This window comes from Serratia sp. JSRIV004, from assembly GCF_019968705.1.
Classification (GTDB): domain Bacteria; phylum Pseudomonadota; class Gammaproteobacteria; order Enterobacterales; family Enterobacteriaceae; genus Chania; species Chania fonticola_B.
Genome location: NZ_CP074140.1, coordinates 2,427,042 through 2,440,497, shown reverse-complemented (window position 1 = coordinate 2,440,497; position 13,456 = coordinate 2,427,042). Strand labels below are relative to the sequence as shown.

Below are 13,456 nucleotides of genomic sequence, written 5' to 3'. Positions count from 1 at the left end.
TGGGAAAGTCGTCAAATGGTTCGCCTGCTGAGGTTAGGATAACCAACATCATTTCATAACAATCCCATTATATCAGCCCTATTCCGTCACTACCCGTCAGCCCTCTGATTTTACAGGCTCATCGTTTTTGCCGTCAGCTTTTGTGCTCAATGGATAAAAACGCCATGAGTTTTTTAACAGCAAATCGCCATGAATTAGCATGGCTTCTTTGTTCAATAAATCTCAGGAATATGTTTCAAAGGATAGTCTGGTGACTGATATTTTCCGATTTTGCGTTTAGGCAGTTTAATCTTCGTTTTTGGCAACCGCTTGTAGGGAATATGCTGCAAAAAATGGTGGATAACATTTAGTCGAACCCGTTTTTTGTCTTCTGAATTAGCAACAAACCAGGGAGCCCAAAGGCTGTCTGTGGCAGCAAACATGTCGTCCCTGGCTCGGGAATAGTCGTCCCAGAGTTCGAAAGAACGGATATCTATCTCTGAAAGCTTCCATGTCTTGCGGCCATCATCAATACGTGCACGCAGTCGACGCTCTTGTTCCTTTGGGCTTACATCCAGCCAGTATTTGATGAGAATTATGCCAGACTCCACCATTAATCGTTCCACCATCGGAACCGTCTCCAAAAATTGATGCGTCTGCTCTGGCGTACAAAAACCCATAACTCGCTCGACGCCAGCTCGGTTATACCAACTACGATCGAAGATAACGACCTCTCCTGCTGCTGGCATGTAAGGCATGTAGCGTTGCAGGTACATTTGGGTTTTTTCACGTTCGGTTGGGGCAGGAAGGGCAACAACACGGAACACTCGTGGACTGACTCTTTCGGTCAGTGCTTTTATCGTACCGCCCTTGCCAGCCCCATCGCGTCCCTCAAACACGATGCAAACTTTCAGCCCCTTGGCAATCACCCAGCTTTGTAAATGGACAAGTTCTTCGTGTAACAACCTGAGCTCTTGCTGATATTTTTTTTCCGGGATTTTTACCGTGCCTTTTCCTTGTGGCACACGTTTGCCTGATATGCGCTTGGGGTTCTTTTCTTTTGCAAGACTGGCATCGGGTACGATTTTGTTTTTCTTTCCGTTAGTCATGAAGTTACCCCACAATATCATCAATATGACGCTAGCCAGACGTTGAGCGTCCCCTCACAGCGCTTGGAGGGCTGCGTATGCAGGACGGATAAGGAGTCAGGAGCCGATGAGCAACCACGTGGTCTCATCTCATACCATATCGTAGTTGTTATTTCTTCATGCTGCGAACGGAAGGCCGCTTCATTATGTCTACTGTTGTTGGAAAAGTTGCATTGGTCACGGAGAGAAACAAGCTGTTGATGGAGAAACAAATAGCTAAATAACTTGCATACCGTCCTATCCCTACCTTTGGCCGATCTGGAGCGGATGGTATATTTACTGGATAGCATAAAACGAAAAACCCCAAGCCTTTTGAGCTTGGGGTCATTCATAATATGGCGGAGGAGCAGAGATTCGAACTCTGGAACGGTTTCCCGTCGACGGTTTTCAAGACCGTTGCCTTCAGCCACTCGGCCACCCCTCCGTAATGCAGCGAACTATAAACACAGCCGATCCCGTTGTAAAGCCTGAAACCGTTCAACCGAACGAAAAAACGGCATCTGCAAGCTGACCGATGAAGAAATCAACAATCCGGGGGCAGCAATACCCTAGTAGTCACGTAGGGTAAAGAATGGTAAACAAACTTTAATCAATGGCTTGCACTGCACTATCATCATGATCAATTTTGTGATGACCTGATAAGAGAGATCATATGGACCGCATTGTCGTCTCATCCTCCTCGCACGACTCTTTGCTAAGCACGCATAAAGTCCTGCGTAACACCTATTTTCTGCTGTCGTTAACGCTGGCCTTTTCCGCACTGACCGCAACCGCCAGCACCATGCTGGGCTTACCGGCTCCTGGGCTGCTGTTAATGCTGGTCGGCTTTTATGGTTTGATGTTCCTGACCCATAAGCTGGCCAATAGCCCTGCCGGTATTCTGGCAGCCTTCGCCTTCACTGGCTTTATGGGCTACGCCCTTGGCCCGATCCTGAGCTCGTTCCTGAACGCTGGCGCGGGTGACCTGATCATGTTGGCGCTGGGCGGTACCGCAGTGGTGTTCTTCTGCTGCTCGGCCTATGTGCTGACCACCCGTAAAGACATGTCGTTCCTGTCTGGCATGATGATGGCGGGCTTCGTAGTGCTGCTGGTGGCGGTTATCGCCAACCTGTTCTTGCAGATCCCTGCCCTGCACCTGGCCATTAGCGCACTGTTTATTCTGTTCTCTGCCGGTGCCATGTTGTGGGAAACCAGCAACATCATTCATGGCGGTGAAACCAACTATATCCGTGCCACCGTCAGCCTGTATGTTTCGCTGTACAACATGTTTATCAGCCTGCTGAGCATTCTGGGCTTCGCCCGCAGCAACTGATACAGCACTTTGTTTTGACCTGAGCCCCGCAATGCGGGGCTTTATTTTTGCCGGAGCAAAAGTTTGCTAGACTGTGGCCCGCAATGAATTACCGATCACCGAGGCTGTATGTTGGAGTTTGAAGGTCAGACGATTGAAACTGACGCCCAGGGCTACCTGAAAAACAGCGCCGACTGGCACGAAGGGCTGGCCCCACTGTTAGCGGCACAGGAAGAGATTGAACTGAGCGAAGCGCATTGGGAAGTCGTACGCTTTGTGCGTAGCTTCTATCAGGAATTTAATACCTCTCCGGCCATTCGCATGCTGGTCAAGGCGATGGCGCAAAAATACGGCGAAGAGAAAGGCAGCAGCCGCTACCTGTATCGCCTGTTCCCGAAAGGCCCGGCCAAACAGGCGACCAAGATCGCCGGGTTGCCAAAACCGGTGAAGTGTATCTAGCTACGGGTTAATAGCGAATACTGAAGCCCTTATATTCGGCAACCCCACGCGGTTCCACCAGCACGCGGTCAACGCGAGCGCTACGTGGGCCGCCGCTTTTCAGCCACGCCATCAGTTGGTCAACGGCCTGTTGTTCGCCACAGGCCAGCACTTCCACGCTACCATCATCCAGATTACGCGCATAGCCAGTTAACCCCAAAGCCGTAGCCTGGTGTTGAGTGTTATAGCGAAATCCTACCCCCTGCACCACACCATAGACATACGCGGCAATACAAACTTGTGTCATAATCGGCTCCTGATCGATTTCATTACAGGCATTCTCTGCGCTGATGCCCAGAGTGTGTCACTCTTTTTCTCTATCTGGCAGCATACTTAATTATGACCGCACGCTTGATCCTTGCCAAAGGACGTGACGAAATCATAAATCATCATTTAATTCAATTGGTTGAAAGCAATCTAGATTAAACTTTGTGCTATTTTTTGCATTGGTTTACATCAATTGCAGTCACTATGAATCAGTAAGTTAGTACCTGATAGTGACCTGAAAAAGTAAAGCATTACCGCAAACTGGCTCCCGACTCCTGAGAGTTGCTTTGCGGTAATTTTTTACCCCTCACACAACCAAGTCATCAAACTTACATTAAGAATGAAGTGCATCAGCAGACCAGTAGAAGTAAGCATCCGCCCCCATTGCTGCATCTACAGTCACTTTGAATGATGTGTCATTCGTTATGAGATCTACACGGATCGGCGCTGTAAAGTTTGCGGAGCGCGTCAGCGAAACAGTTGTTGGCCTAACACTCATGCCGTGGAAAACATCCACAAACAGAGCCCCAGCAGGGATAAATGTCGCACCGCTACCTCTATTAACGAAACCAATAACATCAAAAGCCCTAAATGGCATGATGTTGCTAACAAAAATAGGCGTTACCGCTGGATTATCACGCTCAATCTTCCCGCCGGTGATGCGTACGCCATTGTTGGTAACTAGCTTATAAGCCCCCGCGTTGTTCACAGACGTCAGTGTTTGAACATGCATATTATCAAAGCGGATATTATTGCTGACAGAATCACACGCAATGCAAGGCGACCCAGTAAGCGCAAATCCAGAAGAGAAAATATGACCGCTAAACGTTGCGTTTAGCGCATCTGAGTCCACTTGGATAGCTTGCAGACGGCTTGTAGCAGAGTTCAGCTCATATGTGGTTCCGTAGCTGTTACCACTGTAACGCACCGGGATGTAATCGCCTGTTGATCCATGGATAAATTTAGTGTCACGACTGTTGTTGGCGTAAACCCCGTATCGGCGTGAATTCGATGTTGTGATCTTCATGTAACTGGCGATATCTGAAGATGCCATGCCATCATTTTCGATGTACAGCCCGTCATATGGCCCCGCAATAAGCAAATCAAGCATGACAAGGCGGCGACACTGCTTGCCTGATGCTGACTTCTTCACCCACACGGATTTAATGTTTGATGATGCGTCTTCGTTGCCGATATTCAGTACAACGCCGTGCAAGCTACCCACCCCTTCGAGGATTAAACCATTATTTTTTGCCCAACCCGCCTCCAGGTGCAAGATAGAAACATCCTCAACCTCATGAAGAACGGATCCGAAATCATCCCAGTTGCTATACCATTCGCGGATTGCCCCCCAGTTACTAGAACCTTCTGCATATAAAGCTTGGCCGCAGGATTCACCATTCTCTCCCGTGTAGATCACGATGCTGTTTGCTGATGTTTTATGCTGGCCTGATTGCTCAAGCATAGTTCTAAGCAATCTCCCTTTATAGTTGTAACCTCTCACGTTGATGTCACAGCTGCGCACCCCCTGGAAAACAAAGGCCTGCTGCACAGAAACTGGATCTGCCTGTGAGTAATCTGGAGAAGATGAGGCCCCGCCGCCGCCATGCACGGAGAAGAAGAATACGCTGTCGCGAGTATTGACGAACTTGAGCGCAGTCCCGATGCCATTAGCTGGCAAGAATGGGCTTTTGATAATAACTGAACACTCAACACGCCCCGCAAAATCTGCAACGACAGTTGACGTTAGCCGATATCCGGTGCCTTTCCCGCTTGTTAAGTGCCGGTTGCTTCCACCGGTAACCCACTGCATCGCTCGGCTAACAGCTTCAGTATCATCTGCGGTTCCATTGCCGACCGCGCCAAAGTATTCGAGAGTTAACGGGATTGAAGAGGTTAGCAGCGAGTCCCCAAACCCAACGTTAATTGTACCATTTGGCGCTATCAGCGCTTGCCTGAGCATGTCAGGATCGTACTTTAGGATGTTAGGGAAGTAGAACTGCTGCACATTGTTAGCGTCGTATACAGCCATGCTGTGGCCTTCTACGGTCACAAATTTTGAGATTTGCCCGTTATAAACCGGATAACCACCGGCGTTAATGACAACCGGTTGCGAGACTGGCACAACACTTCCATCTTCGTTTTGCAGATATACCTGGATCTGATTTTCTGGGATTGTCGGGTCGGTATCGATTAGGCCTATATAAACCTTGCCCTTAGCATTTCCTTTAAATGCTCTTGCCTGCGTAAAGAGTTGTGACGGCATTGATACAACAACATTGGGGACGATAGGATCGGCCATTTAGTTTTCTCCAGGCGTGTGGAAGCCACACAAGGCGCGGCTTGCAGTGGTTTTTGTTAATGGTTTTCAGACCACAGTGGTCTTATTGTGAATAAAAACAGTAGATCATATGATGCCGATCCACCTTGTGTGAGGTATCAACTTATGGCCAGAGATGACCCGCAATTCAATTTGCGCCTACCAAAAGAACTGAAAGATAAGGTTAAGCAACGTGCGTCACTGAACGGCCGCTCTCTCAATGCCGAACTTGTGCAGATCGTACGTGATGCCCTTGCGCAGCCGTCACCCGTTGCAGGCTACCGGAGCGACACGGAAAAGTTAGCCGATCAGCAGGCTGAAACCGTCAAGAAGATGGTTTTCGAAACGCTCGTGCAGATGTATGCTGATAAAAAATAACCCGCTCGCGGCGGGTTAGGTTATGGTCTTGCCTTCTGTAAATACTATGCCACATCAGCACCGTGAATGAGATGACGTAGCGCCTCTACCCCGTTGGCGTTGTAGCGGAACGCCTCGACCTGCTTGCTTGAGTGCGCCGACTTGTCCAAGAAGAATTTGCCGTACTGTTCAGTTTTGAGGTTGTTCGCATTTGCGAGGCGACCGATTTTGTTGGCTGACACATCCAGCATTTCGCCAACTTCGCCAGCTGTATGATAGTGCTCTTCGATAACCGGCAGCGGGATGGCATCAAAGCCAGCAACGGGATTGATGATGTTCGCCGCTGCGCACTGCTTGGCTTCTGGGCTAAGGTGTGGCATCAGGTCAAACAGACTAGTTACCGCCTCAACCGACATCTTCAGTGTGCGAGCACGACGATACTCAGGCAGGCCGCTATTGCTTTTGGTCGGCAGAGTTTCTCCGGTTTCCAGTTGACGCCAGCGCTTTGCCACCTTATGACGCAAGGGGATGCTGTAGCCGGTCATCAGTGTGAGTGTCAGGTCTTGGTCTAACCAGAACTCTTGGTAGGTACGCCCTTTAGCGTCTTGGTAATCTCCTAAGAACTCAGGAGATTGAAGATTGAGCGCATCCAGCATTTTCCGACAGTCTGCCATGACGTTATCGTGACGCTTGCCGGTCAGCGCCGCAATCTCACGGCTTGACATTTTAGTGACAACAGATCTTGCTTTTGCTACAGTTAATGAAGTCATATTGATTTCCTATTTCAGTTTTGACACGGCCGCCAGCTCCACACTGGCGGTTTTTATTTGCGTCATCCCATACGCCTATCAGTGCAACTCCTTTTTACCGTTCAGCTTGTCCAGCATTGGTGCTGCGTGACATGCGTGAATGCCGTTCTTGTCGATATTTGCCGTCTCACGGATCAGCGCTTCACGTGCTTTTTCTGTCATATAGCGTGTCTCATGGCCCATGTCGTAAAAGTACCCAGAGAAGGTAGAGCCGATCTGCTTCATTGCCGGGTAAATCGCCTTGCTCACGCGCTGGCTTTTATCCATCCAGATCCACATATAGGACAGGTTAATCAGCTCTTCATCTGTGAACTGTTTTGCTATCGGTGAATGCGCAACTTCTCGGTCCAGAATATCCAGCACCCAGCGGCGGAACTCTTTGGCTACATCGGTGCGGGAGAACATGGCGATCAGGTGTGCGCCGCGCAAGGAGAAAACGCGAACCTTTTTGCGGTAGTTTCCTGAGGTACTCACTTCGAGTACCTGAGTCATCCCGCTGGAAAACTCATCGGCGTACTTGTTGTAGATCATCGTTACAGCGCGGCTGTTTGAGTACTCCAGCGCTTTCGCAAGATCCGATGAGGTAAGCCATGTGCCAGTGATGTTAGAAACAGGAACCAATGCTTTACCTTGGAAGTTGAAGTCTGATTTTGCTACAATGTGCATGTCGATATTTCCTTTGTCGGATTTGTTCGATGAGAGGCCCAGAGTGTTAGCGCACTTCTGGGCTTCGCTGTTTTTACTGACCATTCGCCCTTTCCTCACGCAAGCAACGCGCCAAACACTGCACAATCGCAGAGTTAATCGAAATGCCATCCATCTCTGCCATGCGGCGGATATCCTCTTTCATGCGCTCAGGCAAGCGAAGCTGAAAGCTATCGTTCTTGCGCCCGGTATAAAGTACATCTTGCATTTGCTGCCTCCTTTTCTGATAGCATCATTTTGATGCCTGACATCATTATGATGTCATTGTGGGTGATGTCAATATGATGCTACCTTGTTTTGCATAAATAATTACGGCCCATGAAAATGACTGAAAAAGAAGACCAGAATTTTATCGAGCGATTTACGGTAAGAATGCCTGACGGAATGCGTGATGCCATAGCCGAGCGAGCCAAGGCTAACGGGCGGTCGATGAACTCGGAGATCGTGCAAATCCTAGAGGATGCTCTCAAAGCCAAGGTCATAGCGTGGGATGATGACTTTTTGCCCGAGAAAGAGGCTGACACGGTGATCATGTCAGAGAAACAGTTGAGTAAAATTGTTAACATTGCTACTGAAGAAGCGCTGAAATCTGCTGTAAAATCTCTATCTGAGAAGTTCGAGTTTGTGCCAAAGGCAAAGTCATAGGAGGTTGGGATGAGTGATTCGATGTATTTTGCACTACTTGTTGCGGCTACCATGGTGATAGGTATTGCAATGCAAATCGCATGGATTTTCTTCTCTAATTACCTTGAAAGGAGAAGGCTTGATGCACGATTCTCAGAAATATCGATAGCTATAGGTAAGAACTCACAACGCCCAGAAAATTCCGGGCTTGTTATTGATTATCTTAAGAATAAATTTTCACCTTCAAAATTTGAAAACAGAATAACTGATGCAATCGGGTTTGCTTTCAAAGTAACAATCTATTTTCTTAGTGCTGCAATTACAATCCTATACTTATCCATGATTTTCGGGCGTATTTTTGACTTTTGGAATGTCGAACCAGTTCTTCTGTGGATGCCGATGATTTTACAATTGACTATCAATATATTTCTGTTGGTGTTATCTGTAATTGTAAAAATACTATTTGGAAGGTATCCAACAGAGGCATCATCATTCAATAAGTCGTATGCAAAAACATTGGAATAGCCATCCGTGGCTGATTACTATTTTTCTTCTGCCGTACCTCCGAGCCAATTCAACAGCCCAACCTTGGCGATGGCCTGCCGCGTCGGATTATCGAGAGTGGCAGCCCAGCGCTGATACTCTCTGCTTCTGGTCAGCGCCTTCTGAACTCCTTCTCGCGCAGAGGCCAATCGGATTGAGTCTCCTGAAGCCATCAGGCGAGCTGCATTTCTGAACTTACTGGAAGCAATCAACTGATCTGCAGCTACAGTTCGCGCCGTTTTCTTTCCGGCGAGCGTTGAGGCGATGACAGATGCGGTGCCAATACCAGGAGCACCCAATGAAGATGTCACCCCTTCAGCTGCTGCCGCTTTTTTTCCGATGTTGTACACCTTCGAGATCATCCCGCCATCCTTGTCGAACTGGTCGAGAAGCGACTGAATTCTACCGGTCGATATCTCGCTTGACTTAGCCACACGAATGCCATTAGCAACTGCATAAATGTCGTCTAGGCGCTTAGCGGCATCTGCCGGAAGATGCTTTGTCACAGCAGGAAGTGCCCCGCTGCGCTTAGCCCCAGAGTACCAGTCTACAAAACCAGGGATGTTGAGTTGCTGCTCTTTTCTTGAACCCAGCGTAAAGGCGTCATTCAGCGCAGACGCTACAACCTCCTGCCGCATGTGTGGCGGCGTTGCTGCAATCAGTGTGTTGAACTGCTGAACGTTACCTTTTCTCAGCCCCTGAATGGCTGGGGAGAGTCGAGATGTAAACGTGCCGCCGAGATCCTTACCCAGAGCAGTGACCATGTGGTCTTCAAGCTGCTTGCGCTGTGAAACCAGCCCTTTAGCCACATCCCACTTGTCCCCCATGCCATGAGCCGCCGCAACAACCTTCTGATCATCAGTTATCGCACCATACAGCTGCTTCAGTTCGGCTGATGTCTGGTCTTTGAACGGCCCCTCGTTTTTACTAATTGCCGCGCCGATCTGTTTACGGGTGTTATCGAGCAGGGCATAGGTTGGAGTGCTGCCTTTTTTACCAAGCTTGGAGAAAATCATCTTCTCAGCCGGTGATAGGTTCTCTATGCCACCCAGATCTTTTGCCTTACTCTTCAGCATTGAAATGGTGTTCGTTGCTACAGATGGCGCTCTGGCAGGTATTTTGCTGCTGATTTCACCGTAGATGGCATCTGATTTCTTGGTAAGATCGTCAATAGCTTTTATGGACTCCGTTTTAAACTTATCGGAGAGTCCTACCTTGTTTGACGTTCCGCCAGCAACCTCAATCAGGTCATCAGCCTTTTGAGCCAGGGCGTTTATCGCTACATGTTCCTGCGCAGCGAGTTGACTTGCTGGCACTGACTTCAACCCTTGCTCTATGGCCCGGTATGTTGGGTTTTTAGAGAAGTGGGAAGGAAGTAACTGCTCTTCCAACCCCAGGCGCTTAGCTGCATCAATGGTGCTTTGATTTGGCCTTACCTCTTCGGCGGCACGAAATGCCTGTGGAGTTACACTTGCCGATTCGCCACCTGCACCTTGTACGCTCACATTGCGAGACAATAGGGAAGATTCTGGGGATTCCGCTATGGTTCTGGCGGTAGCTCCCAGGTCGGAAGATTGCGCCCCTTGAGTCACTACGTTTCGCAGGTTTTCCCCTGCGGCCTCTACCCCGCGATTCCCGAAGGCTTTCGCGGCTGCGCCAATTCCTTTCGCCGCAAGATTAACTGCTCCGCCAGCAGCGACACCAATACCCAGGTCTTGGAGCACCCCACCCATAGAGCCATTTTCACCGCTGTTTGCCGCCAGGGCTCCGGTGGCGTTCTCTGCGAGTAGGCGTGATGCCCCCTGGGTAACCCTTCCCGCCAGCGTCGGGGCTGCAGCACCAAAGCGTGATGCCGATACAGGAGTCAGATAAGGCAATGCTTCAGCGAAGATCTTCCCTTCGGTCGACTGTGGCGTCAGAGCATCCTGTGGCAAGCCTACGCCAGAGGCAATGCCCTGGGTGGTAAGTCTCGGTGATGGCGAGTATGTGCCGTCACCGATTCCGAGCTGGTTGGCCGCCCACGAGCCCGCGCTGGTGAAAGCATCGGCAATCTCAGCAGGAATGTTGGCTACATTCACACCAGCCTGAAGCAATGCCTTCCCAGTTTCTGCGAATCCAGCCCCGATTTTCTGCGCTTGTGTTTGCTCTTGCGGTGACTGCGCTGCAGCTGCGGGCGGATATGCGGCAAAGAACTGCTGACGGGCGGCTTCAGCCTGGTCGCCAGCTTGTGGGGCGACAACTTCATTGAAATACTGATCTTGCGCCGCCGCCTGCTGATCCGGTGGTAACTGTTGAAATTGAGGGGATGCGATTACATCCTTCCATGCTTTGGCCATCATTCACCCCATAGACTGGAGAAGCCCGCTTGTTGCTGAGGGGCCGGTGCTTGCTGAGATTGCTCAGTGGGTAACTGGCTCTTCTTACCGCTGATTTTTAGCTCGTATTCTTTATTTTTTATGTCTGTGTACTCCTGAATATCTCGCAGAGATTGTTGCATGGCTTCAGGGCTGGAGTAATCAAGCTGCGGCATACTTTGGAAGTACAACTTTGCTTCGGCGATAGTGTTTATGCCGCTCGCCCCCATGTCTTTTGCAGCCGCAACGCCTTGGTTCTGCATCCGCCCCTGGATGCGCCGGGTAGCATTATAAAGCTGCCTCTGCTCTTTGTTGCCGGTGATACGACTTCGCACATCAGCGCCGAGCGCTGGGCTCCCCGTGCCGCCTGTCATACCAGTCATGAAGTCAAGCTGGTTTGAGTCGGCGTTGGCGATCGTGTCGATATCCTTTTTCATTGCATAGTTCTGCGCGTTTGCTGCCGATGTCGCTGGTGCGGCTATTGCACTGGCTGGCACTCGAACCATATTCCCAGAGTCATCTATGCCCTCATAGAAGGCATTAGCCCCTGAGCCATGCAGCTTTCCAGATACGCTAACAGTTCTGCCATCAGCTAACTGAACAGTATTGTCACCGCCAGCGTCTGGCCGACCTCTTACGCGAAGATAGGTTTTCTGCTGCTCAGGGGAAAGGCTATTGAAATATTGATACTCGCGAACCGACGCAGGAGTTGAGCCGCCTGCTGATCGCGCTGCGTTTTGAGCACTAATGTTCTGCCCGCGAATCTGAATATCTTGGCCGCGAGCCTGTAGCCCTTCACCGGCTTTGTTGCTGCGCACCTGCTCGGCTAGCTTTCCGCGATCAATGTCGCGGCCAACAGCCTTATCTTGAAATTCGAAGTATTTCTCCGGGCCGATGGCTGCCATGCCAAGATGATCTGCAAACTCCCCAAAGCCCTGGGGATTTTGTTGGTACATTGTCGCCACGTCAGCAGGGTTTACGCCTGCTCTGGCTAGCTCACCAGCGTTAGACTGTAGCCACTTCCCCATTGTTTCAGGAGACTGTGCCGCCAGCCGCGCTGATGCCGCCAAGCTGCCTACGGTGTTACGCTGGTCATCATCGATAAATCCCATGCCCTTCTGTACGGCTTCGAATTGCTCTGGGTATTGGGCAGCCAGTTGGCGCATGGCCCCTCTATCGCCTGAAGCATAGGCACCCGCATAGGCCTTTTGGAATTCACCTTGCCGCTGTTGTTGCTGGCCCTGCTTCCAGGAGTTGAAGATTGACCCCGTTGCGTTTGCCAGCTGCATACCGAGGTTATTCTCCCCTGCCCGTGCGCGGTCGTTATTGTCACGGATCATGCCAAGCGTGGCATTAATATCACTAGCCTGTGGGGCGTTGGTATTGTTTGACCCAATCCCTGCTAGGAAACTGCCTGAATTACCCTGCTGCCAAGTAGCCATAATCCCACCTTAAAACAATGAGCCAAGAGCACCAACACCCGCCCCAATGGCCGTCCCCCAACCGGGCATTATCGCTGTACCTGCCGCTGCACCGGCTGCCGCTCCTTGCAATGCTCCGCCAAACTTTGACGGCTGATTAGCATTGGCCGCTGATAATGATGCTTGCTGCTGGAGAAGCTGCCCGGTGTTATTTGCGTAGTTCTGACCCGCACTTGCTTGACCCTGAAGGGCACCCAAGCCAATGTTGGCCAGGTTCTGGTAGTTGTTCATCTGTCCGCTTAACCAGTTCTGCCCAAGCATGGGAGCTATCGCAGCCAGGCCGTTGGCGGTAGCAGTGGAGCCAAGCCCGCCAGTTGCTTCTGCAGATGCAAGCTGCTGATAACGCGACTGATTAGACATGTCCTTGAACTGTCCCGAGTTGTAATAATCACTCAGCGCTGACTGTTGTCCTTGCAGTGATGATAGTCCCTGCAACTGACTGACATACTGCTGCGCCAGTGGTGTGAATGGCGCAAGGTTCTGCATGTTGGTTTGCCACATCTCACGCTGAAGCGCCGTTGCTTCGCGAGTCGCATCCGCTTGAGCTCCAGCGCCATTGTCGCCACCACCCTTGCAGAGCACAGCGCGATCACGCACCTTATTCATTAGTTGGAAAATTAGCATTTTTGCATGTCCTCATACTGGGAGCGCTTGAGCTGGTAAAGCGTTACGCCAACCGGATGGCCGTTGCTGAGATAGGCGTCATCAAGATGGCCGATTCGCGTAGCACCGAGCAGTCGGATAATCGCTCGACCGTATTTCGTGGTGTCAGGCACCATCGTGATGCTGTTTGTGAATGGGGAGTTCGCCAGTAGCCAGCGACAAAAAAGCCGGTGACCCTCAAGCGCATACTGACCACGGAAGCCGGGATTGTAGATGGCGTGACACTCAACAACGCTGTGCCAGAAGTTTCGCACCTCATGCACTCCGACGAGCATCAAGCCTTCATAGATGCCGAGGTAAACAGCATCTGGTTTAATGAAGTAGTGATCGCCGTTGTCCACTATATTGCCCGTGTTAGCCTGGTCGTTTAGGAACGCCTGCAACTTAACTGGGTTGTCGATTAGCTTGATTTCCATG

At 50.4% G+C, this 13,456-nt stretch carries 15 protein-coding genes and 1 tRNA gene; 5 read left to right on the top strand and 11 right to left on the bottom strand.

Annotated elements, in window-relative coordinates; all coding sequences use genetic code 11:
* Window positions 1-212: 212 nt before the first annotated feature.
* Window positions 213-1,088 carry a polyphosphate kinase 2 gene (gene ppk2, locus KGP21_RS11740; protein ID WP_209554654.1) on the bottom strand — a complete coding sequence of 292 codons (876 nt, stop codon included), beginning with the start codon at window positions 1,086-1,088 and terminating at the stop codon, window positions 213-215.
* Between the two features lie 375 nt (window positions 1,089-1,463).
* Window positions 1,464-1,551 (bottom strand) — tRNA-Ser (locus KGP21_RS11735).
* Between the two features lie 228 nt (window positions 1,552-1,779).
* Here KGP21_RS11735 and yccA point away from each other — a divergent pair.
* The gene (yccA, locus tag KGP21_RS11730) at window positions 1,780-2,439 is read left to right on the top strand and encodes an FtsH protease modulator YccA (RefSeq protein ID WP_071680629.1); all 660 of its coding nucleotides are present in this window, start codon (window positions 1,780-1,782) and stop codon (window positions 2,437-2,439) included.
* 108 nt (window positions 2,440-2,547) lie between these two features.
* Window positions 2,548-2,877 (top strand): sulfurtransferase TusE, encoded by a 330-nt coding sequence (tusE, locus tag KGP21_RS11725; RefSeq protein WP_024485653.1) that lies wholly within the window; start codon window positions 2,548-2,550, stop codon window positions 2,875-2,877.
* Between the two features lie 7 nt (window positions 2,878-2,884).
* Here the strand turns inward: tusE and yccX are convergent, their stop codons facing one another.
* Both yccX and KGP21_RS11715 read right to left on the bottom strand, forming a co-directional pair.
* Window positions 2,885-3,163: an acylphosphatase gene (gene yccX, locus KGP21_RS11720; RefSeq protein ID WP_021181988.1), complete on the bottom strand. Its 279-nt coding sequence runs from the start codon at window positions 3,161-3,163 to the stop codon at window positions 2,885-2,887.
* Between the two features lie 354 nt (window positions 3,164-3,517).
* Window positions 3,518-5,485 carry a phage tailspike protein gene (locus KGP21_RS11715; protein ID WP_223538256.1) on the bottom strand — a complete coding sequence of 656 codons (1,968 nt, stop codon included), beginning with the start codon at window positions 5,483-5,485 and terminating at the stop codon, window positions 3,518-3,520.
* Between the two features lie 144 nt (window positions 5,486-5,629).
* Here KGP21_RS11715 and KGP21_RS11710 point away from each other — a divergent pair, with 144 nt between their 5' ends.
* Window positions 5,630-5,881 (top strand): Arc family DNA-binding protein, encoded by a 252-nt coding sequence (locus tag KGP21_RS11710; protein ID WP_223537916.1) that lies wholly within the window; start codon window positions 5,630-5,632, stop codon window positions 5,879-5,881.
* A gap of 44 nt (window positions 5,882-5,925) precedes the next feature.
* Here the strand turns inward: KGP21_RS11710 and KGP21_RS11705 are convergent, their stop codons facing one another.
* The 3 genes from KGP21_RS11705 to KGP21_RS11695 form a co-directional block, all read right to left on the bottom strand.
* Window positions 5,926-6,585, bottom strand: coding sequence for a Rha family transcriptional regulator (locus tag KGP21_RS11705; protein ID WP_371824848.1), 660 nt, complete (start codon window positions 6,583-6,585; stop codon window positions 5,926-5,928).
* Window positions 6,586-6,708: 123 nt separating this feature from the next.
* Window positions 6,709-7,419: a P22AR C-terminal domain-containing protein gene (locus tag KGP21_RS11700; protein WP_223537911.1), complete on the bottom strand. Its 711-nt coding sequence runs from the start codon at window positions 7,417-7,419 to the stop codon at window positions 6,709-6,711.
* Entirely contained in the window at window positions 7,409-7,582 is a 174-nt protein-coding gene (locus KGP21_RS11695) for an Arc family DNA-binding protein (RefSeq protein ID WP_223537908.1), read from the bottom strand. Before KGP21_RS11695 ends, KGP21_RS11700 begins: the two co-directional genes overlap by 11 nt.
* Window positions 7,583-7,698: 116 nt before the next feature.
* Between KGP21_RS11695 and KGP21_RS11690 the strand changes: the two genes are divergently transcribed.
* Both KGP21_RS11690 and KGP21_RS11685 read left to right on the top strand, forming a co-directional pair.
* Window positions 7,699-8,019 (top strand): Arc family DNA-binding protein, encoded by a 321-nt coding sequence (locus KGP21_RS11690; RefSeq protein WP_223537906.1) that lies wholly within the window; start codon window positions 7,699-7,701, stop codon window positions 8,017-8,019.
* A 9-nt stretch (window positions 8,020-8,028) separates the two neighbouring features.
* Window positions 8,029-8,523 carry a superinfection exclusion protein A gene (locus KGP21_RS11685; protein ID WP_223538253.1) on the top strand — a complete coding sequence of 165 codons (495 nt, stop codon included), beginning with the start codon at window positions 8,029-8,031 and terminating at the stop codon, window positions 8,521-8,523.
* Window positions 8,524-8,540: 17 nt separating this feature from the next.
* Here the strand turns inward: KGP21_RS11685 and KGP21_RS11680 are convergent, their stop codons facing one another.
* From KGP21_RS11680 to KGP21_RS11665, 4 genes are read right to left on the bottom strand one after another with little or no spacing between them, the layout of a single operon-like run.
* The gene (locus tag KGP21_RS11680; protein ID WP_371824852.1) at window positions 8,541-10,880 is read right to left on the bottom strand and encodes a hypothetical protein; all 2,340 of its coding nucleotides are present in this window, start codon (window positions 10,878-10,880) and stop codon (window positions 8,541-8,543) included.
* On the bottom strand, window positions 10,877-12,337 hold the full coding sequence (locus KGP21_RS11675) for a phage DNA ejection protein (RefSeq protein ID WP_223538250.1): 1,461 nt from the start codon (window positions 12,335-12,337) through the stop codon (window positions 10,877-10,879). Before KGP21_RS11675 ends, KGP21_RS11680 begins: the two co-directional genes overlap by 4 nt.
* Before the next feature lie 9 nt (window positions 12,338-12,346).
* Entirely contained in the window at window positions 12,347-13,000 is a 654-nt protein-coding gene (locus KGP21_RS11670) for a DNA transfer protein (protein WP_223538246.1), read from the bottom strand.
* The gene (locus tag KGP21_RS11665) at window positions 12,994-13,455 is read right to left on the bottom strand and encodes a DUF2824 family protein (RefSeq protein ID WP_223538243.1); all 462 of its coding nucleotides are present in this window, start codon (window positions 13,453-13,455) and stop codon (window positions 12,994-12,996) included. The genes KGP21_RS11670 and KGP21_RS11665 overlap by 7 nt, the downstream gene beginning before the upstream one ends.
* Window position 13,456: the final 1 nt, after the last annotated feature.

Excerpts from the sequence above, each read along its gene's own strand:
- ppk2 (WP_209554654.1), bottom strand. The coding sequence starts at position 1,088 with ATGACTAACGGAAAGAAAAACAAAATCGTACCCGATGCCAGTCTTGCA.
- yccA (WP_071680629.1), top strand. The coding sequence starts at position 1,780 with ATGGACCGCATTGTCGTCTCATCCTCCTCGCACGACTCTTTGCTAAGC.
- tusE (WP_024485653.1), top strand. The coding sequence starts at position 2,548 with ATGTTGGAGTTTGAAGGTCAGACGATTGAAACTGACGCCCAGGGCTAC.
- yccX (WP_021181988.1), bottom strand. The coding sequence starts at position 3,163 with ATGACACAAGTTTGTATTGCCGCGTATGTCTATGGTGTGGTGCAGGGG.
- KGP21_RS11715 (WP_223538256.1), bottom strand. The coding sequence starts at position 5,485 with ATGGCCGATCCTATCGTCCCCAATGTTGTTGTATCAATGCCGTCACAA.
- KGP21_RS11710 (WP_223537916.1), top strand. The coding sequence starts at position 5,630 with ATGGCCAGAGATGACCCGCAATTCAATTTGCGCCTACCAAAAGAACTG.
- KGP21_RS11705 (WP_371824848.1), bottom strand. The coding sequence starts at position 6,585 with ATGTCAAGCCGTGAGATTGCGGCGCTGACCGGCAAGCGTCACGATAAC.
- KGP21_RS11700 (WP_223537911.1), bottom strand. The coding sequence starts at position 7,419 with ATGGTCAGTAAAAACAGCGAAGCCCAGAAGTGCGCTAACACTCTGGGC.
- KGP21_RS11695 (WP_223537908.1), bottom strand. The coding sequence starts at position 7,582 with ATGCAAGATGTACTTTATACCGGGCGCAAGAACGATAGCTTTCAGCTT.
- KGP21_RS11690 (WP_223537906.1), top strand. The coding sequence starts at position 7,699 with ATGACTGAAAAAGAAGACCAGAATTTTATCGAGCGATTTACGGTAAGA.
- KGP21_RS11685 (WP_223538253.1), top strand. The coding sequence starts at position 8,029 with ATGAGTGATTCGATGTATTTTGCACTACTTGTTGCGGCTACCATGGTG.
- KGP21_RS11680 (WP_371824852.1), bottom strand. The coding sequence starts at position 10,880 with ATGATGGCCAAAGCATGGAAGGATGTAATCGCATCCCCTCAATTTCAA.
- KGP21_RS11675 (WP_223538250.1), bottom strand. The coding sequence starts at position 12,337 with ATGGCTACTTGGCAGCAGGGTAATTCAGGCAGTTTCCTAGCAGGGATT.
- KGP21_RS11670 (WP_223538246.1), bottom strand. The coding sequence starts at position 13,000 with ATGCTAATTTTCCAACTAATGAATAAGGTGCGTGATCGCGCTGTGCTC.
- KGP21_RS11665 (WP_223538243.1), bottom strand. The coding sequence starts at position 13,455 with ATGGAAATCAAGCTAATCGACAACCCAGTTAAGTTGCAGGCGTTCCTA.